Source organism: Tunturiibacter lichenicola (assembly GCF_051013355.1).
Lineage (GTDB): Bacteria > Acidobacteriota > Terriglobia > Terriglobales > Acidobacteriaceae > Edaphobacter > Edaphobacter lichenicola_F.
In genome coordinates this window covers 2,343,076-2,363,506 of the sequence record NZ_CP132944.1, presented here as the reverse complement: position 1 = coordinate 2,363,506, position 20,431 = coordinate 2,343,076, and the positions used below count along the sequence as shown (strand labels likewise).

Annotated in this window: 19 protein-coding genes; 6 read left to right on the top strand and 13 right to left on the bottom strand. The window is 56.5% G+C overall.

Annotated elements, in window-relative coordinates; all coding sequences use genetic code 11:
• The first annotated feature begins 50 nt into the window (after positions 1–50).
• On the top strand, positions 51–1,829 hold the full coding sequence (locus RBB82_RS10125; protein WP_433975004.1) for a M20/M25/M40 family metallo-hydrolase: 1,779 nt from the start codon (positions 51–53) through the stop codon (positions 1,827–1,829).
• Between the two features lie 61 nt (positions 1,830–1,890).
• Here the strand turns inward: RBB82_RS10125 and RBB82_RS10120 are convergent, their stop codons facing one another.
• From RBB82_RS10120 to RBB82_RS10095, 6 genes are all read right to left on the bottom strand, one after another.
• The gene (locus RBB82_RS10120) at positions 1,891–2,457 is read right to left on the bottom strand and encodes a DNA-3-methyladenine glycosylase I (RefSeq protein WP_433975003.1); all 567 of its coding nucleotides are present in this window, start codon (positions 2,455–2,457) and stop codon (positions 1,891–1,893) included.
• A 73-nt stretch (positions 2,458–2,530) separates the two neighbouring features.
• Entirely contained in the window at positions 2,531–3,376 is an 846-nt protein-coding gene (locus RBB82_RS10115) for a class I SAM-dependent methyltransferase (RefSeq protein ID WP_433975002.1), read from the bottom strand.
• Positions 3,377–3,454: 78 nt separating this feature from the next.
• Positions 3,455–4,294, bottom strand: a complete 840-nt coding sequence (accD, locus tag RBB82_RS10110; protein WP_433975001.1) for an acetyl-CoA carboxylase, carboxyltransferase subunit beta — start codon at positions 4,292–4,294, stop codon at positions 3,455–3,457.
• Between the two features lie 92 nt (positions 4,295–4,386).
• The gene (locus RBB82_RS10105; RefSeq protein ID WP_433975000.1) at positions 4,387–4,917 is read right to left on the bottom strand and encodes a hypothetical protein; all 531 of its coding nucleotides are present in this window, start codon (positions 4,915–4,917) and stop codon (positions 4,387–4,389) included.
• 5 nt (positions 4,918–4,922) lie between these two features.
• On the bottom strand, positions 4,923–5,699 hold the full coding sequence (locus tag RBB82_RS10100) for a hypothetical protein (RefSeq protein WP_433974999.1): 777 nt from the start codon (positions 5,697–5,699) through the stop codon (positions 4,923–4,925).
• 31 nt (positions 5,700–5,730) lie between these two features.
• Positions 5,731–5,892 (bottom strand): hypothetical protein, encoded by a 162-nt coding sequence (locus tag RBB82_RS10095; RefSeq protein ID WP_433974998.1) that lies wholly within the window; start codon positions 5,890–5,892, stop codon positions 5,731–5,733.
• Positions 5,893–6,145: 253 nt separating this feature from the next.
• Here RBB82_RS10095 and RBB82_RS10090 point away from each other — a divergent pair, with 253 nt between their 5' ends.
• Positions 6,146–6,388 (top strand): hypothetical protein, encoded by a 243-nt coding sequence (locus RBB82_RS10090; RefSeq protein ID WP_433974997.1) that lies wholly within the window; start codon positions 6,146–6,148, stop codon positions 6,386–6,388.
• 31 nt (positions 6,389–6,419) lie between these two features.
• Here the strand turns inward: RBB82_RS10090 and RBB82_RS10085 are convergent, their stop codons facing one another.
• Positions 6,420–6,869 (bottom strand): 23S rRNA (pseudouridine(1915)-N(3))-methyltransferase RlmH, encoded by a 450-nt coding sequence (locus tag RBB82_RS10085; RefSeq protein ID WP_433974996.1) that lies wholly within the window; start codon positions 6,867–6,869, stop codon positions 6,420–6,422.
• A 443-nt stretch (positions 6,870–7,312) separates the two neighbouring features.
• Between RBB82_RS10085 and RBB82_RS10080 the strand changes: the two genes are divergently transcribed.
• A complete protein-coding gene (locus RBB82_RS10080) occupies positions 7,313–10,729 on the top strand; it encodes a carboxypeptidase regulatory-like domain-containing protein (protein WP_433974995.1) in 3,417 nt (1,138 codons plus the stop codon).
• Between the two features lie 111 nt (positions 10,730–10,840).
• Here RBB82_RS10080 and rsfS read toward each other — a convergent pair whose 3' ends face one another.
• The 5 genes from rsfS to coaBC form a co-directional block, all read right to left on the bottom strand.
• Positions 10,841–11,437 (bottom strand): ribosome silencing factor, encoded by a 597-nt coding sequence (gene rsfS / locus RBB82_RS10075; RefSeq protein ID WP_433974994.1) that lies wholly within the window; start codon positions 11,435–11,437, stop codon positions 10,841–10,843.
• A gap of 87 nt (positions 11,438–11,524) precedes the next feature.
• Positions 11,525–12,916 carry a class I SAM-dependent methyltransferase gene (locus tag RBB82_RS10070; RefSeq protein ID WP_433974993.1) on the bottom strand — a complete coding sequence of 464 codons (1,392 nt, stop codon included), beginning with the start codon at positions 12,914–12,916 and terminating at the stop codon, positions 11,525–11,527.
• Between the two features lie 171 nt (positions 12,917–13,087).
• Positions 13,088–13,687, bottom strand: coding sequence for a nicotinate-nucleotide adenylyltransferase (nadD, locus tag RBB82_RS10065; RefSeq protein WP_433974992.1), 600 nt, complete (start codon positions 13,685–13,687; stop codon positions 13,088–13,090).
• A gap of 85 nt (positions 13,688–13,772) precedes the next feature.
• Positions 13,773–14,417 (bottom strand): hypothetical protein, encoded by a 645-nt coding sequence (locus RBB82_RS10060; RefSeq protein ID WP_433974991.1) that lies wholly within the window; start codon positions 14,415–14,417, stop codon positions 13,773–13,775.
• Positions 14,418–14,516: 99 nt separating this feature from the next.
• On the bottom strand, positions 14,517–15,761 hold the full coding sequence (gene coaBC, locus RBB82_RS10055; RefSeq protein ID WP_433974990.1) for a bifunctional phosphopantothenoylcysteine decarboxylase/phosphopantothenate--cysteine ligase CoaBC: 1,245 nt from the start codon (positions 15,759–15,761) through the stop codon (positions 14,517–14,519).
• 446 nt (positions 15,762–16,207) lie between these two features.
• Between coaBC and RBB82_RS10050 the strand changes: the two genes are divergently transcribed.
• Entirely contained in the window at positions 16,208–18,352 is a 2,145-nt protein-coding gene (locus RBB82_RS10050) for an acyltransferase family protein (protein WP_433975361.1), read from the top strand.
• Between the two features lie 20 nt (positions 18,353–18,372).
• Here RBB82_RS10050 and RBB82_RS10045 read toward each other — a convergent pair whose 3' ends face one another.
• A complete protein-coding gene (locus RBB82_RS10045; RefSeq protein WP_433974989.1) occupies positions 18,373–19,527 on the bottom strand; it encodes a WD40/YVTN/BNR-like repeat-containing protein in 1,155 nt (384 codons plus the stop codon).
• A gap of 51 nt (positions 19,528–19,578) precedes the next feature.
• Here RBB82_RS10045 and RBB82_RS10040 point away from each other — a divergent pair, with 51 nt between their 5' ends.
• Together RBB82_RS10040 and RBB82_RS10035 are read left to right on the top strand one after the other, a co-directional pair.
• Complete coding sequence (locus RBB82_RS10040) at positions 19,579–19,785, top strand: hypothetical protein (protein ID WP_433974988.1); 207 nt, start codon at positions 19,579–19,581, stop codon at positions 19,783–19,785.
• Positions 19,786–19,920: 135 nt separating this feature from the next.
• Positions 19,921–20,379: a hypothetical protein gene (locus RBB82_RS10035; RefSeq protein WP_433974987.1), complete on the top strand. Its 459-nt coding sequence runs from the start codon at positions 19,921–19,923 to the stop codon at positions 20,377–20,379.
• The last annotated feature ends 52 nt before the right edge of the window (positions 20,380–20,431 follow it).

Below are 20,431 nucleotides of genomic sequence, written 5' to 3'. Positions count from 1 at the left end.
CTGCTATTCTTCGCATCATCGCAGTTCAAACTCCCGGAGGAACACCGAGTATGTCATCCGTTCGTGCCCTTGCACGTTGGGGCTGTTGCACCGTCGCAATCGCAAGTTTCGTAGTGCCCGCCTACTCTGCCGATAAAAAAGCAAAAGATGCTGTAGTTGAAACGCCGTCATACTACGGTCCTCAGCCAGCGACTGAAGATATCGACCTCACGATGTACGCGCGCATCCGCGAAGAGGGCCTGAAGCACTCTCACGTCATGGAGTTTGGCTCTGCACTCGCAGATGGCATCGGACCTCGACTGACCGGCTCGCCCAACATGGCGAAGGCAAATGCATGGACTCGTGACACTCTGACAAAGATTGGCCTGGAGAATGCGCACCTCGAGGACTGGGGCGAGTTCGGTATGGGCTGGCAGCAGATCAACACATGGGTCCGAATGGTCTCGCCCGATCCGGAACCACTATGGGCTCAGGCTGCACCATGGTCTCCGGCAACCGCTGGCCCAGTCTCGGGCGAGGTCGTCTATATGAACGTGCAGGAGCTCGGCGACCTTGATAAGTACAAAGGCACGTTGAAGGGCAAGATCGTCCTTCTCGGCGCGATGCGGCCCACACCGGACATCACCACTCCTCTCTTCACCCGCTATACGGACGCGGAATTGAAAGAGATGGAGACTTACGAGTCGCGCGGCGGACGCTACACTCCCGGTTCTCCCGAGTTTGCGAAGTTCCTGGCCGATCGCATGAAGCTGGCCGAAATTCGGAAGGCCGCGCTCAAGATGATGTCCGACGAAGGCACCCTTGCCGTTCTCACACCCAGCCGCGACGGTGGCGATGGCGGTGGCACCGGCATCATCTTCGATGACAACGGTGCGAACCTCGCCCGCGATGCGCAGAAAAAAGAAAACGCAGTCACCATTCCCAACGCTGTCATGATGATCGAGCACTACAACCGGCTCGCACGGCTTGCCGAAAATCACGTCCCTGTGACGCTCGAGGTAAATATCGAAACGAAGTTCACCGGTGACCACGAGCATGGTTTCGATACAGTCGCCGAGATTCCCGGCAACGATCCAAAGCTGAAAGATCAGGTTGTTATGGTTGGCGGACATCTCGATAGCTGGATCTCCGGTACCGGTGCAACTGACAACGGTGCAGGCTCCATCGTTGCGATGGAGGCCGTACGAATCCTCAAGTCACTCGGCGTCAAGCCAAAGCGCACCATACGAATCGCGCTCTGGTCCGGCGAAGAGCAAGGCCTCTTCGGCTCGCAGGGATACGTCAAACAGCACTTTGGCACCTTCGCAGAGCCCAAGGTACCCGAGCCGGCGAGCGTTCCGTCCTTCCTACGCCAACACGGTCCTCTGACCACAACGAAGGAGTGGGAGACGCTGGACGCCTACTACAACCTCGACAACGGCACCGGCAAGGTACGCGGCGTCTACACGCAAGAGAACTGGGCCATCGCGCCGATCTTCAAGCAGTGGATCGCCCCGCTCGCGGACCTTGGTGTGACGACCATCTCCTACCGCAACACAGGGGGCACCGATCATCTCTCGTTCGATGCGGTCGGTCTCCCGGGCTTCCAGTACATTCAGGACCCGATGGACTACGACACGCGCACCCATCACTCCGATATGGATACCTATGATCGTCTGCACGCGCTCGACCTCGAGCAGGCTGCAGTGGTCGAGGCGATCTTCCTCTACAACACCAGCGAACGCGAAGCCATGATGCCGCGCAAGCCATTCCCACATCCAGAGTTGGAAAAGCAAAAGACCGCGCCGATTCCGGACATCTATCCGAACGCAGTGCCTCCTGCGAAGTAGGTATTACGCTCACGAGCAAAGATCAAAGCCCCTCTATCAAGAGGGGCTTTGCTTTTCACCGTTAGACCACCTTGCGGCGAAAGCAATCAGGGCTATGGTCATTGACGATGCCAACCGCCTGCATCCACGCATACACAATAACGGGCCCAACAAACTTGAAGCCACGCTTCTTCAGCGACGCAGAGATCTCTTCAGAGAGCGGAGTCTTCGCCGGAACTGGTCCGTGATTTTGAATCGACTTGTTCCCGGCCATACCCCAGATGTACTGAGAAAAATCCTCACCAGCATTGGCCATTGCCACATAAATCTTGGCACCGTTGATGGTCGCTTCGATCTTGGCGCGCGAACGAATGATGCCCTCATTCTGTAACAGACGCTCGATGTCCGCCTCACCCATGCGCGCCACCTTCTTCGGATCGAAGTTGTGGAATGCTTTGCGAAAGGCCTCCCGTTTACGCAGGATCGTCAGCCATGAGAGGCCAGCTTGAAAGCCGTCAAGCATCAGCGCCTCCCAGAGCACACGGCCGTCGCGCTCCGGAACGCCCCATTCCTCGTCGTGGTAGGTACGCATCAATGGATCATTATCAGCCCACGAGCAGCGATGAATCACGTTCTTCGTTTTAGCCATGCAATAATCCGCTCCCGATTGTGGTTCGTGAACATCATCGCTTACGCAGCCAGCTTCGACAAACTCAGAGAGGTCAGATCCAGGCGCTCAGCAAGCGCCCGGCACTCCCAAGAGCTTTGAGCGAATCACTGCGATTCGCGAAGTAGCGCGAGTTAATCTCGGGCGAACCAAGATCTTCGAGATTGTAGAAGTTGGCGAGCTCGGACGCGATTTCAGGTGGAGTGAAGAGAAGCTGAAAGGGCTCGCCGGACTGCTGAACACGTGAGGCGAGGGAGTCATAAGCGAGCTGTTCGAAAAACGGTAGCGCGGAGCGTGGCTGGCCGTAGTCGAGTACCACGCCCGAGCCTGCGGGCTGAGACGCAATGAAGGTAACCGTAGCGCGAAAGGCTTCGAGGGTCAGATACGGTACAACGCCGAGCCACGCAAAGAATGTCGCAGCCTTAGGATCGAAGCCGACCTCCAAAAGTTGTTCAGGAAGCGACTGGCACTCGAAGTCGACAGGCGTGTAGGTCAGCTTTTCAGGCAAAGACAGCGCGTTTGTCTGGATAAGATCACGCTTCCACTGTTGCGTGGCGGGATGGTCAACCTCGAAGACGCGAAGCTGTGGGTAAGGATTGCGATGAGCAAAGGTATCAAGGCCCGCTCCGAGCAAAACATATTGGGTTACGCCTTCAGCGACCGCAGCAGCGAGCATGTCTTCGGCGTAGCGACTCCGTGCAACCAAAAAGGCACGGAGGGCGATGGAAAAAGGGCGATCAGGCCGCGTCGGCGTGCGTCGAAGCTCCTCCGCGTAGGTGTCGCCTAGTATCGGCACGGCAATGGGATCATCCAGAACGAGCGGCTTCGCGTCATAGAGCTGATGAGCGGCTCGTCGTAAAGCGACACGGAGGGCGGTGCGCGATGGAGTAGCTGCTTGCATCTACTCCAAGTGTAGCGGCATCTCACTCGCACGCAATCAGGCGAAACATTTGAGCAGCGGCGTGAAGTGAAATCGGAGTTAAGCCGTCATCCAGCTCAGCGTCTGCGAAAGGTATTGCTTCATCTCTTTCCGCGGCACGATAGCGTCGAGGAAACCGTGCTCAAGAAGAAACTCCGAGCGCTGAAAGCCCTCCGGAAGCTTCTGCCGGATCGTCTGTTCAATGACGCGTGGCCCGGCGAAACCAATCAACGCACCCGGCTCTGCGATGTTCAGATCACCCAACATGGCGAAGCTCGCCGTGACGCCACCGGTAGTCGGGTCGGTCATCACGGAGATATACGGAATCTTGGCGTCATCCATGCGCGCAAGCCCGGCAGAGACCTTCGCCAACTGCATCAGCGAAGCAATCCCCTCCATCATGCGCGCACCGCCCGACGCAGCGACAATAATCAGCGGATGACGCGTCTCAAGCGACCGGTCAACAGCCCGCGCGATCGTCTCGCCAACCACCGAGCCCATGCTACCGCCAATAAACCCATACTCCATCACACTGAGCACTACATTGTGCGGGCCCAACATCCCAACAGCATTCACGATGGCGTCGTTGAGGCCAGTCTTCTGTTGCGCCTCGGCGAGCCGGCGTTTGTACGGTTTCAGGTCGGTGAACTGCAGCGGATCAGTGGAACGAAGCTCCAGATCCACCAGCTCATAGCCGGGCTCCAAGAGATTTTCGATTCGGGTTCGAGCGTCGATGCGAAAGTGATGTCCGCAATGGGGGCAAACCTGCTGGTTAGCCTCTAGCTCTGCTTTGAAGAGGATCTTGCCGCAATCAGGACAACGAATCCACAAACCTTCGGTACGGACCGTCTTCTCCGAATCATTGACGATCTCGTTGTCTTCGCGCTTAAACCAACTCATTGCTGTGCGTGTCCTCTCAACCAGTACCTGATCATTGTAACGATTGAGGTGAAAGTGTGTGGCGGGCGCCGCGCACAGTAGCAGCGCTCGGTCTAGAGAACCTCGACGAGCCGAGGATAAAGACCAGCATGGTTAGTCTGATACAAGGCCAGAAGCCGCTGTCGCATCAAATAGTACGAGGAAGCTGCTTCGTGCAGGTAGAAGGGTATGCGTACCTGCTTCATGCCGATAAAGGTCTCGAGCATAATTCGCGTTACCGCCCGCCGAAGTTGCAGTCCATCGCGGCGCATACGTTCGGCGATGATGACGCCCTCTTCATAGTTCCAGCGCTCCACATACGATGCCAGCGCAATCAGGATGCGGCCATTTTCACGCATCTGCTGCAAACCTTCCAGACCGCCCAGGAGATTCCACATCTCCTCGGGCTGAAGCTCAAGCTGGTCTTTTGCTGGTACCAGGTGGTTCATAGCCACTGTCACAATACCGGCCGACCCAATAGGATGCAGCTTCCCCAAAAGCTCGTCCCAGCTGCAGCGAGCCAGGCGATTCGCAGAGATGTACGAATGCAGAAGTGCGGAACCAAGCAGAACGGTAACTAACGCGAGCATTACTACAGTGGCCATATGGGTTACGTAGAGTTGCGGCTTCGAGTTACTTTCTCTAGATCGTATTGCACCCGGCTATGAAGAGCAACCAGATAATCCTTCATTTCAACAGATAACGGTTCACGTACCGGTTCGGGACGCCAGAAGGTGACGGTCCAATATACAAGCGTTGCCAAGTAAAGAAACATTAAAAGATGATCGAGAATCAAAAAGTCCTGCGACCAGCCATAAATAATGTGGGCGATATCGCTGACTACAGCTCCGAAAGCCCAGATGGTCAGGCCCTGTGCGAGTCCCATGACATGGTTGCGCCAAACCAGCCCCAGCCGATTGGAGGCATACAACATAGCGAGGAAAAGCTCGCAATCCAGTAGCGCGGTAAAGAGGTCGCCACGAATCTCCCAAATATCCAAAGTGGACGGCATCATTGGTTTTATCGCGAGACTAAACGCGAGGGCGATGGCGGCGCCAATAGCTCCCATCAGAATAAAGGAAGAGCGAGCATCGCGAACCCATGTGCCTGTTGGACGTAGAACGACGCGGGCCACTTCGAAGATCAGCGCCAACTGAAACAGGAAGTCGAGCGCAGATGTTGACCAGTAAGCGACAGAGTAGGCATGTTTGCTGCCATAACGGGAGATGGCGAAGAGGGTTATGGTGACGAGGACGTGGGTTGCGATAAAGCAGGTGAAGATTGGAAACTGACGGCTCCGATGGCGAACTAACAGCACAAGAAGGAGGGCGGCGTGACCAACGAAGCCCGCCGCCCATAAGATTTTGTCCAGTGCCGTTAAATTCATTCCTGCCTCGCAGGAGCGATTATCAACGATTCTACAGGCCTACGATAGAAAGAACGATGCTGGCGTAGTCGCCAAGCGAGATTCCTATGGCCAACTGCGGATGTGGATCCGTACCGGTTCTATTTGCAAACATAGGGGAGGTGGAGAGGAGGAGGGCTGTGGTGAACGCAAGATTACGGATCGACTTATTCATTGGGATGAGACTCCTTAGGGCGCAAAACTGCGCAGTCACAGGTTAGGCCTAGAACGCCCCGTTCCCTAGTGAAATCAGTACTTGAACTACACTTTTGGCGATCCATTGTGGGATGGACGGCGCGATCTTTTCCGGATACCACGGTAGGCCAGTCTTTACGCCAAAGGTCAAAACGATGTAGTAACTCGATACTTCGCCGAGGCGGCGGCCTGTGCGCCATGTATCGTTTGACAAGCGTGGCGCGGAGGGCTGATTGCCGTACATCTACATCGACAAAGTGTTCCATGAACTAAGGTCGGAGCTGCTGTCCGCCATGCACGCTGCGCTGGAGGCTCAAGGACGCAGAGGGCAGGTCGATGTGGACAGGCTCTACCGGGCGTTCACGCGGGCCGCAGCGGGAAAGTGTTCAACTCCTCAGCAGGTATCGGAAAAATGCGTCACCGAAACCGTCTCAACCAGGCCACGCAAAGCGAAAGACGCCCGTATCGACGACTAAATCCCTAAGCAGAAATAACATTTGTCTCCATTCAATGACCAGAATGGTAGGGATGACCAGCCAGAATGGTCAGCGCGCGGTACACCTGTTCGGCCAGGACAACACGAGCCAACTGATGCGGCAGGGTAATACGGCCCAACGACAGCATAAGATTGGCACGTTGACGAGCTCCTTTAGACCACCCATCTGCAGGGCCAATCGCGAAGACGAGCCTTTGGGTGCTTTCGTCCCGGAGACGTCCCACCAAGGCTGCTATCTCCTCCGAAGAGAGCTGCTGGCCACGGCTATCGAGCAGAATCGCATACGCTGGCGATCTACCAGCCTGCCGGTCAAGCCATTCAAGCAGCGTCGCCTCTAATCCAAACACCTGTGACTCGCACGGCATATATCGCCCCGCACGTTCGACATACTCGGCCAACAGCCGTTCCGTAGCCTCATCCTTCGATCGTCGCGGCGCGATAGCCGTAAGTGCCAACCTCATATTTCCAGTGTGCTCTTCCTCGATAGCAAATAGGGACATTGACAATAAAATGACATCGCTACGGTTCCTCACAGCGCGTCCTACAAGTTAACGTAGGCTTGGGGTTACATCTTCTAGGCGGGGTGGCAATGGAAGAACACTTCACCTCATCTGGTTCGTCTTCGTCACAAATATCCGACCTCTCGTCACAAAAAATGGCTATGCCGAAATGAACCGCAATGGCTATTGATTTAGACCAGCTTGCGGTTCATCGTTAGGGAGTAAGTGGTTATCGTAAAGATGGGCGATGAGATCGAAATCGCAGGTCCTCTCACAGGCCAATCGTCGAGACCTGTCCGAAATCAAGCCAAGAGATCAGATCTGAGTTTATGGTTTTTTTTGGCACGCCAATTGCTTAATTTCAATGCGGGTCGGCGCTTAGCTACCCGACCCAGGAGTGACTCATGCGTTTAAAACTAGTTGCGAGTGTTGTTTTGGCATTTGGTGTCTTGGTTGGCGCGGGCGTCGCGCAGACGGGCAACATAACTGGCCAGGTCCTTGATCCCACCGGTGCAGCCGTGGTCGATGCGAAGGTGACGGCAACCTCATCATCCACCGGAATCACTCGTACCGTAGCAACCACCTCGGCTGGCGTCTACACCCTTGCCACTTTGCCGCCAGCTGTGTATGACGTCTCCGCGTCTGCAAATGGCTTTCAGACGGAGACTCGAAAGAATGTCGTTCTGAACGTCGCGGCCGTCCTCCCGGTTAACTTCAAGTTGTCGGTTCTCGGCGCGGCCACCTCCGTCGATGTGCAGGACAACACCTCCGGCACGATCGAAACCGACAGCTTCCAGCTTTCGACCGTCATCGACTCCAAACAGATCAACGCCCTCCCTCTGATCCTGCGCGATCCCTATCAGTTGGTGCTCCTCTCACCAGGCGCCGTCTCTGCGACGAACAACGATGGCGGCGTCTCCGTCAACGGCCAGCGTGACCGAAACAACAACTTCATGCTCGACGGCGCGGACAATAACGACACATCGGTCCCCGGCGGGCTCGGCGGCATCTCAACAGTGAATCCGGATTCGGCGCAGGAGTTCCGCGTCATCACCAACAACTTTGACGCCGAGTACGGTCGCAACACTGGCGCCATCATCGATGTCGTCACTCGCAGCGGATCCAATCAATTCCATGGCGATGCCTACGAGTTTGGCCGCTACAACGCACTCGGCGCACGTGACTTCTTCAACACCAAGGCGAACGGACCGCAAGACCCCTACGTCCGCAACGACTTCGGCGCCTCGGTCGGCGGACCAATCTGGAAGGATCACACCTTCTTCTTCCTCAACGGCGAAGTTCAACGCTTCCGCACCACCCGCACCGCGTCCACGACCACGCCGAACGCCGCATTCAGATCCGGCGTGTTCACTTACATTGATCCCACGGACGGCAGCCAGACGCCAGTCGACCTGACCAACCCCGCCAATCCCAACAATCTCTCCGGTCTATCGCAGAATCCCACGATCGCTCAAATCTTCGGCGTAACGCCAGTCGGCCAGGCAGATAACGGCGACGGCGTCAGCACAACCTATTTCTTCGGATCGCCCGACGCGTTTAACTCCTACACGCTCACCGGCCGCTTCGATCAAAAACTCACCGACAAACATCAACTCACCGTCCGCTACATCTACGGTCACTCCAACGAAAGCGACCCCTTCCACGATGAGGTCATCCCTGGATACGGCAACACCGCAGTCATCGGGACCAATCATAACGGTGTTATCTCGATAGCCTCTGCTCTCACAGCGAACACCACCAACCTCTTCAAGGCTGGCTACAACCAGAACAACGCAGGCTTCTTCTGCAACCACGCCCCCTTCGACGCTCTCCTCGGCACCGACAGCTTCGGCAACGGCCGAGACGTCGCAGTGCCCTACTTCTACAATGGCAACTCATTCGGCTGCTACGACCTCGGCGACAGCAACGCCCAGGCTCGCCTCAGCTCGACCCTGTTCTTCGCCGACACCTACTCAATCACCAAGGGCGCACACTCCATCAAAGTCGGTGGCGAGTACCGCAGCGTCAAAGACGGCAACTTCGACAACTTTTCTTCACGCGATCTTATTTCGCTCAACAACTTCAGCAACTACGGCGCTTCAGCTTACAAATTTGCCGGCGACCCCAACTCACCAAGCGTTCTCTCCTTTCAAGACCTCATCTGGGGCGCGCAGGGCTCCGTTGCAAATGCCTTCGAAAACCAGTTCTTTACCGCTAATGGCACTCGCCGGGCCAGCGATCTCACCCACTTCGTCCAGCACGAATGGGCCATCTTCGGCCAGGACACCTGGAAGGTTGGCCCTCGCTTCACCGCCATCCTCGGCCTGCGATACGCCTTCAACGGCGTGCCCTATGAAGCGAGCGGAAACTTCGCCAACTTCTACGGCGACGCCTCTGCTCCGCTACCTGCGGCCGGCTTCTTCTCCTTCACAACCGTCGGTCCAGGCACCGGACGTCAGCTCTACGCGGACAGCTGGAAGCTCTTTGAACCTCGGGTGGGCTTCTCCTACGACGTGAATGGCGACGGTAAAACCGCCATTCGCGGTGGCTTCGGCGTCTTCCACGACCGCGTCTTCGACAACATCTTCGGAAACGCCAAATCCAATCCACCCTTCCAGGCGACCTTCAACGACTTTCCTTTCGATCCCGACAATCCCACTGGCAGCCCTACCCTCACCAACTATCCTGCCCCTGGCAATCTAACCCCCTCGGCCAACATCACCGACGGCGACTACAACGAGCCTGTCGTGATCGACCCTAACCTCAAGATGCCCACCACCTACAGCTACAACATCGGCATTCAGCGGCAGATCAGCCCCAGGGCGACCCTCGAAGTCAACTACGTTGGCAACCACGGTCTCCATGGACTTCGTGAGATTGACGGTGCCCCGCCGCAACAGAACCTTGTCCAGGCCGCGATTGCATCCGGTATTCCGGCATCCGCACTCACGTTCAATGCTCTCTACCTCGGAGGTGTCTTGGCGGACGGCGTCACCCAGTTCGCTCCTGCCGTCAATAACACAGCCTTCTTCCACGAACTCTTCCAAACCTCGATCGTCAGCAGCAACTACAACGCATTGCAGGTTCGGGTGCAGGGTCAGTTCGGCGGCCTGAATCTCACGGGCAGCTATACCTACTCCCACTCGCTCGACAACGGCTCCGACCCGCTCGTTCAGGGCGCTGGCGGCTCCGGTCTTCCTCGCAACAGCGCCGATCTCGGGCCAGAGTACGGCAACTCCGACTTCGATGTTCGTAACCGAGGTACAGTAGCGGCTACCTACAATCTGCCAATCGGAACTGGTTCTGCGCACCTCAATCACGGCTTTGCCGGTGCAATCCTAAGCGGAATCCAGCTCTCTGGAATCCAACAGATCCAGACCGGTCTTCCCTTCGACCTCAGAGGGACAGCCGACAACCTCCATACCAGTCTCACCAATCGTCCACAGCTCATCGGTGCTCCTTATCCGTCGGGACGTGGCACCATCGTCGCGGCTGGCAAAATCGTTGGACCCAACCCACTTGCCTTTGCCAACGCTCCCTACGGAGAGAGCGTCTCCATCCATCGCAACGCATTCTATGGAAGTGGCTTCGTCGACACGGACGTAGTCTTTCAGAAGACTCAGACCATCTACGAGCAGGTAAAGCTGGTCTTCCGCGCTGAGAGCTACAACGTCTTCAATCATCCAAACATGCTTGCGCCTCCACTTTCATCCTTGAGCATCTCCTCGGCGACCTTCGGAGTCTCTCAGTCGGAAGTCGGTCAGAACGACGGAACCACCGGCGCACGGCAGATTCAAGGCGCTCTAAAAGTGATCTTCTAACCCTTCGTCTCGGCTGGCATGGCCGAAGCAGAGGCATCGCATCAGAAATGAAAGGCCTATCCGTCATGATAGGCCTTTCATTTTGAGTTCAATCGACAAAACGACACTCGTCTACTTCTTGCTCTTCTTTGCCGAAGTCTTTCTTGGCTTCTTTACCGGGGCATTCTTTGCCGCAGCGGAGACCTTCTTCACCGCACTCTTTTTCGCTGGAGCTTTCTTTGCTGGAGCTTTCTTCGCGGCCGCTCTGCCGGGCGTTGCCTTCTTCGCAGTTGTAGGCTTTACTGCTGGTGCGGCCATCTTGGAACTCTTCGCACGAGTCTCGGCGATTTTCTGACTCACCTTGGCGTCGAGGTCAGCAACGCTGATCGTCGTCGCCGACTTACGCAGACGCTCAAGACCATAGAACGCACGTTTCTCGGCAGAGAACACATGAACGATGAAATCAACATAGTCCATCAGGATCCACTCAGCCTGGCGGCGGCCCTCGACCGAGTTGGGATAAACCCCAAAATCGCGCTTGAGACGGATCTCGATCTCATCCGTGATTGCGACGTTCTGACGTTCGTTCGTGCCATTGCAGATCAGGAAGTAATCCGTAAGTCCGCTCTCCGCCGGATCAAGCGCGAGAATGCGGATGTCTTCAGCTTTTTTGTCTTCGCAGGCGGCGGCAGCGGCTAGCAGCAGCTGGTTGCTTTCAATTGAGGCCATGAGACTCCTTGGAGTCTCCATGGTAGCGGGTTACGGCTTCAGAAGCCAGTGTTTACAGGCCCGGCGCAACAATCCTGCCCGATCGTCTTACATTTTCCAGAGGTAAAGCACGGTCCGGCCATTCGCCAGCGTCAACTCATCGCGGACAACAAAATATTGGGCGAATGCCTCGCGGAACGCTGCCTCAGTGATGTGCTCGTAGATAGTGTCCCGCCCGCGCAGCAGCTCCTGAAACTTCGGATCGGCTGGCGGCACCCATTCGAGAATCAAATGCCGTGTCGTCAGCCTGCTGCACAGAGCGGCGATGCGATCCATCGGGATCTGGTTTCGAAGCAGCAAGTGGTGCAAAACAGCCAGCATCATCACCGTATCGAAGTGCCCGTCACAGCGGCTGAGGAACGAAGCATTCTCGCGGTTCTCCCACCCGGCGGCAGGTGTCGGACGAGCCAGATCGACGCACAGTGGGAGAATCTTTTTCCTGCTCCCATTCAAACTCGCGCAAAGCCGATCGACAGCCTGCAGATCGGTATCGATCGACACCACCTCCGCACCCGCATCAGCCGCAACGTTCGAATAAACACCGGTATTGCACCCAACATCGAGCACGCGACAAGGCTTTGCGTTCACCAGCGCTGTGGTGACGAAAGTCCGCTTCCTCGCATGGTCTTCATCGCTATAGTGAGTGGCCGTCTCCGCATAGTTCGACCACGTAGACGCACGATGTGTCGGAGTTACCTTATGCATCTGAGCCAGCAATGTCTTCAGCGCCTTTAGAAGAATCAGTTTCGCGAGCTCCGGATCCTTGACCGATCGCGAGGCGACTCCAGTCGCCTGAATCTTCCTCGTACGAGCGAGCACCGATGGCAGAGTAACCGCCGATAGCGCTGGCTGCCGTAGTCGCGCTGCCCACGAAAGCACCGGATACAGCTCTTCCGGCTCATATCCATCGCGCCGAGTCAGCGAAGTCTGTAGAGGCCATCCCAGCCGCGCATACGCCAGCATGGGCAACAGAAACGTACGGACGAACTGGCCGTACGCAAGCCAGATCGGTTGATGAGGTTCCGCCCGTTGAATTGACAGCACGTCCACGAAGATCGGCCGTGTGCCTTCAAAGAGCACATTGAGCGGTGTCGCATCCTTCAAAACCCAGCCCCGGTCTACAAGATCGCTGCACAGATTCAGCGTGAGCTCTGCCGCCGCCAGCCACAGCCCCGGCGCCCACTCCCATGGATACGACTGAAACGACACGCGAGGATGCCGAAGCACCAACGTCTCAGCAGAAGGGGATGACACGACCTCACTTGCGACGAGCCGCCCCTGCGTCACCAGCTCCGACGCGAACGGCAGTGCAAGAAATTCAAGTATCTCGACGTCAAACGGCGGATGAATGCTCCGATACGCCCCGTCGGCCCGCACCTCGACGCTGCCCGCCGGATCGCGAAACGTAGGAAGAGCCGGGAGTGTCGATAGTTCTGCCATTTACGTTAGGTGCAACTGTCCGGTTATATTCGCCGGTATACATGACGTTGTCCGGGAGAGAGAAGTTGACGGAGCCATCAAAAAGAACTGCGACGACCAACAAATGTTTCACAAATCGAACGAGTATCTAGCGGCTGGACCTCGGCCACATATGATTCAGGTCGACAGCATCTAGCAATAAAGTTGGCGTTTCTGGATATAAGAGGCGACCGCCTCCGGCAGCAGATCGGTACACGGATCGCCCGCCTCCAGGCGCTCACGTAGATTCGTCGCAGCGACATCTTCATGCACCGTCTGGAGCAGATGGATGCGCCCCCTCTGATTCGGAGTGAGTCCAAGCTCCGACAGGCTTCCAATCGGAAAGCCCGGCCGGCTCACGACAATCCACTCAGCAAGCTCAAGTAGGCGCTCCGGCAGCCGCCAGCGCGGCAGATCCAGAAAACTGTCCGCCCCCACCAAATTGAAGAGCTTCGCCTCGGGCATCGTCTCCTTCAGCAACGTCAAAGTCTCCACTGTGTAGTTCGGCATACCGTCAGGCCGGGGAGAATCCACCTTCGAGGCCGCAAATCGCGGGTCTTCGGCGCAAACCAACTCCACCATAGCCAAGCGGTCACCGAACTCAGCCAAAGCCCCGTCGGGCTTCAGCGGCTGATGCCCTGTCGGTGCGAAGAGAACGGTATCCAGCTCAAACGCATCTGCCGCAGCGGTCGCAATGGCGATATGGCCGTGATGTGGAGGGTCGAAGCTTCCACCGAAGAGGGCTACGCGCATGGTGCATTCTCTCGCGTGTGCGCTGGACTGTCAGTACGAATTCATTCGAAGCCATCGTGAGAAACCACCAACGGCTATCACGCAACTAGGGAAGATGGAAGACGAAGCCCATGCTGACCTGCTTGATGGGATAGTTATGGCTGAGCGTGCCGAATGGATCAAGCCCGCCATATCCAAGCTCAACCACGCGGTAGTCCATGATCGGGAGCAGCTTGATATCAAGCCCGGCCAGCCCCTCGTACTCGAAGTTGCTGTAGATCTTGTTTGGCAGGGGAGCCGCTGACTGCGATTGGTTCGAGTACAAACCGTAGTCGCTGCGGCCCAGGCCGACCGAGCCCTGAACATAAGGTTTCAGCACCTTCAGCGGCGGATGGAATTCAGCGCGGACACCCCCCAGCACCGAATAAATTCGAGCGCCTGGCCCGTTGAAGTTTTCGTAAGCGCCACGCTTGGTGGTCATAATGCTCCCGCGCACGTCTGCTCCCAGCGTCACGATCCCAGCTTTCTTGCAGTTGTAGTAAACACCTCCAGTGCCACCAAGCGGATCAACCGAATTGGACCGAGTAAACACCGGGTCCGTCGAATTAGGTGGCAGCGGCACTGGCGAAGAGGCAGTATTGCTGAGTCGGTCGACGGTGAACATCCCATAAACGCCAAATTGCGCGTGAGCGGAGACGGTCGTGGCTACGGCAAGGGCGGCAAGAAGGAGAACTGCTTTGCGGAAACTCATGTACCGTTAGTTTACTAGTTCAAGCCGCCGCAGTGCAGCGGCAGTCACTATTTGTGCGGCGCAAAACCATTGCAGAAGCTACAGAAAGCACCCGCCACCTCAACCCCGCAGCTTAATCACCTCATCCAGAATCCGGTCCGCCATCGCGGCCTTGCTCATCACCGGAAACTCAACCTCTCCATCCCTGGTCAAAAAGCTCCCAGCATTCTCCGCCGAGTCGAACCCAATCCCCTCAGCCGAAACATCATTCACCACCACCGCATCCACGCCCTTCCTTACAAGCTTGCCGCGCCCGTTCGCCACCGCATCCTCGGTCTCCGCCGCAAACCCCACGACCACCGTCCCCTTCACCCGCGCCGCCGCAACTTCGCTCAAAATATCCTCGGTCGCCTCAAGCTCCAGCGTCAAAGCCTTCGTCGCCTCCCGCTTAATCTTCTGCGCAGCCACGCTCTTCACCCGATAATCGCTCACCGCCGCTGCCATCACGACAACGGTAGACTCTTTCAGCCGCTCCATCACCGCTCGGCGCATCTCGTCCGCACTCACGACTTGCACCATCTCAACACCCACAGGACAAGCCAGCCCGGTAGGCGCACTAACCAAAATCACTCGCGCTCCCCGCCGCTTCGCCGCCTCCGCCACCGCATACCCCATCCGCCCGCTCGACCGATTCCCAATGAACCGCACCGGATCAACCGGCTCCCGGGTCCCCCCGGCAGTCACCAACACAGTCGTCCCCGCCAAATCACCACCGGCAACCAAGCCCTCCGCCAGCGCAGCCGCAACCGCCGCCGCAACCGTAGCCGGCTCTGCCAACCGCCCACCCCCCACCATCCCACACGCCAGATACCCACTCCCCGGCTCAATCACCCTCACGCCCCGCGCCCGCAGCGTCGCTACATTCGCCTGCACCGCCGCATGCTCCCACATATTCACATTCATCGCCGGAGCAACAATCACGGGAGCCGTCGTCGCCAGAAACATCGTCGACAAAAAATCATCCGCCAGCCCATGCGCAAACTTCGCCAGCATATTCGCTGTCGCCGGAGCCACAATCAGCAGCTTCGTCGACTGCGCCGCCTGAATATGCTCCACGCTGCTATGCTCGCCCGAGCCGTCATCCTCCGAACCCGTCCCCGCCTCTTCCCCCCAAAGCGTCGTAATCACCTTATGGCCTGAGATCGCTGCAAACGTCAGCGGCCTTACAAACTCCTCCGCCGCCTTGGTCATCACGACATGCGGATCATACCCGGCATCCTGCAGCAGCCGCACCAGCTCCACCGACTTATAAGCCGCAATCCCCCCGCAAACCCCCACCGTAACTCTTATCCGTCCCGCAGCCATACAAAACCCTGCCTTTTCCCTACCTCGCAGATGGTCTCACAGCCGCAATTCTTCTGCATCTGTAGACTCATTTTGACCGAGTCATCCTGGCTAACTTCAGTCAGCCTTACAACATCACCGATGTTACGATCACCGCAAGTCAAAAACTGGCGGCGATTGAAGGTAATGGAGGACTTCAATAAAAGTGTGTCACCATCGGTCGCTGGCGCCATTGGCACCTGTCCCGCGGCCTTCGCCGTTCTCCGTGGAGGCTTGGACTCGTCAACTATTTGAACTCATAGATCGCCGCGCACTCTGCCGACGAATGGTTCGACAGCCGCCGCTTACCTACTGGTACAACACAACCGACTGGGCGGCTAACCTCTGACACGCAATGCGATCGCTCGACCTCAGTTACATTTTCGATCGATTCGAACCCCATCTTCCAATAAGGAGAAGTTCAAGGACTGATAGAATCTTGGCCACTCGGTGTCGCAGAGGAGGTTCGCATCAACAACAGTGAGGGCGGACAGTCCATTGGCCCGATTAAGCACACAGGCGAGCGCGATTACCGCTCCGACATCGATGGGCTGCGCTCTATCGCTATCCTTTCTGTCGTTCTCTTTCACGCAGGAGTGCTTGGAATTCCGGGCGGGTTCACTGGAGTCGATGTTTTTTTTGTTATCTCCGGCTACCTGATCGGGGGACATATCCATTCCGAACTCGAGCGGGGAACATTTAGTTATCGAACCTTCTACTACCGCCGGGCAAAACGAATCCTTCCGGCGCTCTATGCCGTCCTTATTGCGCTCCTGCTCGTTTCGCTCGTCTTGTTTTCACCCTTCGAACTTCGTCGTCTCGCAAGCTACAGCATCGCTACGATACTCTCCTCTTCCAATTTCCTCTTCTGGAGGAGACTCGGATACTTCACCCCCGACGCAAATCAGAATCCATTACTGATGACGTGGTCGCTCGCAGTGGAAGAACAGTTCTACCTATTGATCCCGCTGATGATGGTACTGTTGTCGCGTCTCCGTCGTCGCCTGGCGCTACAGCTCATCGTCCTTGTCAGCGTCATCTCGTTCGCTATTGCGTGGATCGAATCCACACGGCAGCCTGTCGCTAACTTCTATCTGCTCCACTCCAGAGCTTGGGAGTTAGGAGTGGGTGTTGCTTTGGCCATCGTAGAGTCGAGAGCTCGCAAACTGCCGTTGACTGAGCGCGGAACCAGAGCGAATCTGGCCGGCTGGATTGGACTCGGCATGATCCTGGTTCCATTCCACTTTCTCGGACCGGACACTCCATTTCCAGGGCCGGCAGCTCTACCCTCTGTGGCGGGCTCCGCATTGCTGATCGCCTCCAGAGGGAGTTGGGTCAACCGCAGTCTGCTTTCTCTGCGTGCTCTGGTGTTTATCGGTGGTGTTTCCTACTCCTGGTATCTCTGGCATTGGCCGATCCTGGCCCTCCTGCGTATCTTGCACGAAGGCCCGTTGCCGCTGAGTTGGGGATTGAGTGCTGTCACTGGAGCTTTCGCTCTTGCGGTGCTCAGTTATTACGTCATTGAGAGGCCCTTCCGAGCCTCACGAACTGCCCCGGGTACACTGTTGCTCCGTTACTGTATGGTGAGCGCCGCGTTGCTCCTCGTGAGTGGACTTATCTATAAAAGTGGCGGCCTGGAGCAACGGTATCCGATGCTGAACGCAATGGACGTCGACAAGTTGAAATTTGAACAAGACCCATGCCTGGCTCATGGCGACGAAACCAAGCCTCGGATCACGAAGTTCTGCAGCGCCGCTCAATCCTCGGTGCCCAAACTTGCTCTTTGGGGTGACAGTCATGCCGCCGCCCTGTCTCCTGCTTTGAGAGATGTGGTCTCCCGTCATGGCTATGTCATGCAGGAGTACACGAGGATCATGTGCCCGCCACAGTTAGGAGCTGCTCGCTATGATCCTTCGCAGGCCAACGACCTCCAGGGTTGCATCTCGTTCAACAACGGGGTGCTCCAGAGACTGATACGAAGTCCTGACGTAAAGATCGTCGCAATCGAGGCATCCTGGTCAGCGGCCCTAGATGCGGTACAGAACGAACAGCTGGTCGAAGATGGTCAAAAACCAGTCTTCCCGGCGAATGAGCAACTCAGTCTTCGTATATTGACGAACTCTTTGCGCAGGACAATCGAATCGCTTCAGTCCGCCGGCAAACAGGTCGTCGTCTTTGGCGATGTCCCTCGTTTTCTGATCGATCCTACCTGGCGTATTCGCACCAGCCAGATTCCCGTGCGACGGAAGATAGTTGACTCTCTGGGCGCGGCTCAGCAGCCGGTGGACGCAGGGAGTGATACTCCTGAAGACAATTCGGAGTTGACCCGGCAAGTTCGACAAATAGTAATGGAGACTGCTCTCTCGTTCCCTGGCGTAACATACTGGGAGCTAAGGAAACAGCTGTGCACCGTTGACCAAAGGTGCTTCTATCGCCAGGGCGAAAGCTCCTACTATGTGGATGCAAGCCACCTCTCTCCTGAAGGTGGACAGCAAGCTCTTCAGGGCTGGCCTCTTACACCTCCGATGCGCTTATCTCCCACTACAGCCGCGGGTCTACCCCACTCTAGGTAAGGCTCACAGCGGCAGACAAACTATTTATCCCGAACCCGAAGATGCGTCGAGCAGGCATCGGAAAACGGATTAACCAGAAACGTCCCTGCAATCCCCGAAACAAGAATCGTCCCATCCGAGCTGAAGTGCGACGACCGAAACTCCTCCTCGGGAAGATCATTCAACCGTCTCCACGTCACTCCACTGTCCTCGCTCGCGTACACGCCAGTCAGCGCAGTAATCACCTCACGATTCGGCCTCGAAGGGTCCACCTCAACCGTGTAAGCCCGAACATTCGACCCCGTCTCATCCGTACTGCGATGAATAAGAAATCTCGCATTCGTCACGCGTCTCACCGAGCCCGGCCCCGATGGGTTGTAAACACCCCAGCACGCTGCCAAATGAAGCCCTCCCACCACACTCATCCCATGAATCGCCGAGTCCGGCCCCACTCCCTCAATCCGGCTCCACTTCTTCGAATGAAGATTCAGCAGATACACCTGATCCCCAGTCCCCACATACACAAACGCCGGATCAGCCTTCTTAGGATTGTCAAACTCCATCGACAGAAGATCCATCTCCGTTGGAGGCTGCGGCAGCTGCCCATCTTCAACCCAAGAGCCATCCTTACCCTGATGGTAGCTGAAAAGCTGCGGGTCTCGATCGAAGTAGCCATACCCGATCAACAGCCGCCGCCCGTCAGCCGTCAACTCAACAACGTTTGCCCTCACCGGCTCACCCGGCTTCTTCGTTATCGGCACCTTCGGAGCCTCATCAGGAACGCGAGGCCCATCAATCGCCTTCACCACCGTTTCCGCCGCGCCCGGCTGCGGAAACACCTGAAACGCCCCACGCTGCGTCGTGATCACAAAGTAAGTTCCGCCAGGAGACACGCTGAAACCGTTACGCAGCCCCTCACCAATCTTCGCGTCAAAGTATCGCGAGTCCACCCGCGCAACCTGTGTCCACGTCGCACCACTATCAACCGACTTCGAGATATACAGCGCTCGATCCTTCGCCGGAACCTCACCGCTCAAATCCGCAGTGAGCCCCCATATAACGTCAGGATCTTTCGCATTAGGGTCGGGATCGCTAGCGATCGCTTCAATAAAATCGCTGGCAAACTGATGACTCCCCGGAAGACTAGTCACTCGATGAACCCGGCAACTATCCAGGTCATCCTGTAAATCGCCCACACGGTTCTCAGGCGATGACGGCGAACCACTGACAACAGGAGAAGTCTGTGAGTGCAGAACCTTCCCCGGGCCCATCAAAGCAATACCCATCAGCAGCATGATCGACAGAGATACTCTGCTGCTGTTCAAAGTGGCCCGACGTGTCTGCATGCGTACCATGACCAGAACACCTTCAATGCGCTTGAACCCGTCATCCAACAACTTAAAGTGGCAGTCACGCCACAAACTCCCACCATCGCCTTTAGTCTTGTCTGCTAGTCCAAATCCCTTGCTACGCGAATCTTCTCATACACACCTCGCCCGCAGTACAACTCTTCCTTCGGGGCACCAGTTCAGCGTTACTATGCCTGAGCGTCAAGGAACCAAACTGTCATTATCGGTGTCTATGAAGCCATGAATTCTGCACATCTCCTCGGGTCGGCTGTTGTGCTTGCGTCGCTGATGATGGCTTCAAACATCCTAACGAATGAATACAGCCACTCTGGTGGGATCCCGGTTTTGTTGTCTCATCAATGTACATACAAGGAAGATATGGAACGAGGCGATGGAAGAGATATCTTTGTCCGATATCGACTTGATCACAGCAGCTTCGTAAACGAAGCTTTCATGCCAGATGAGAACGATCTCCGAAGAGAAATCGCCAAAGTAATGGCCACACGCCAGGAACAGGTTCTATATCTCGCCGCAGATGATGGTTTGACATACCGTGATGTGTCTGACATTTTTTCTGCCTTACAGAAGGATGATCCAGAACTAAAGATCATCTTGCTTACGAAGAGCCAGGTCGGCGAGGTGGAGAATATCAGATGGAATCAAGTCCGCGAAATATGTGTGTCTTTCCCAAACTCCTGATAAATGCATAAAGTTTGGTCGCAGTTTCGAGATCGAGACCGTTGCAAAATGT

Bases quoted from the DNA above. Each gene is read 5' to 3' on its own strand.
- RBB82_RS10125 (WP_433975004.1), top strand. From the start codon at position 51: ATGTCATCCGTTCGTGCCCTTGCACGTTGGGGCTGTTGCACCGTCGCA.
- RBB82_RS10120 (WP_433975003.1), bottom strand. From the start codon at position 2,457: ATGGCTAAAACGAAGAACGTGATTCATCGCTGCTCGTGGGCTGATAAT.
- RBB82_RS10115 (WP_433975002.1), bottom strand. From the start codon at position 3,376: ATGCAAGCAGCTACTCCATCGCGCACCGCCCTCCGTGTCGCTTTACGA.
- accD (WP_433975001.1), bottom strand. From the start codon at position 4,294: ATGAGTTGGTTTAAGCGCGAAGACAACGAGATCGTCAATGATTCGGAG.
- RBB82_RS10105 (WP_433975000.1), bottom strand. From the start codon at position 4,917: ATGGCCACTGTAGTAATGCTCGCGTTAGTTACCGTTCTGCTTGGTTCC.
- RBB82_RS10100 (WP_433974999.1), bottom strand. From the start codon at position 5,699: ATGAATTTAACGGCACTGGACAAAATCTTATGGGCGGCGGGCTTCGTT.
- RBB82_RS10095 (WP_433974998.1), bottom strand. From the start codon at position 5,892: ATGAATAAGTCGATCCGTAATCTTGCGTTCACCACAGCCCTCCTCCTC.
- RBB82_RS10085 (WP_433974996.1), bottom strand. From the start codon at position 6,869: ATGAGGTTGGCACTTACGGCTATCGCGCCGCGACGATCGAAGGATGAG.
- RBB82_RS10080 (WP_433974995.1), top strand. From the start codon at position 7,313: ATGCGTTTAAAACTAGTTGCGAGTGTTGTTTTGGCATTTGGTGTCTTG.
- rsfS (WP_433974994.1), bottom strand. From the start codon at position 11,437: ATGGCCTCAATTGAAAGCAACCAGCTGCTGCTAGCCGCTGCCGCCGCC.
- RBB82_RS10070 (WP_433974993.1), bottom strand. From the start codon at position 12,916: ATGGCAGAACTATCGACACTCCCGGCTCTTCCTACGTTTCGCGATCCG.
- nadD (WP_433974992.1), bottom strand. From the start codon at position 13,687: ATGCGCGTAGCCCTCTTCGGTGGAAGCTTCGACCCTCCACATCACGGC.
- RBB82_RS10060 (WP_433974991.1), bottom strand. From the start codon at position 14,417: ATGAGTTTCCGCAAAGCAGTTCTCCTTCTTGCCGCCCTTGCCGTAGCC.
- coaBC (WP_433974990.1), bottom strand. From the start codon at position 15,761: ATGGCTGCGGGACGGATAAGAGTTACGGTGGGGGTTTGCGGGGGGATT.
- RBB82_RS10035 (WP_433974987.1), top strand. From the start codon at position 19,921: ATGAATTCTGCACATCTCCTCGGGTCGGCTGTTGTGCTTGCGTCGCTG.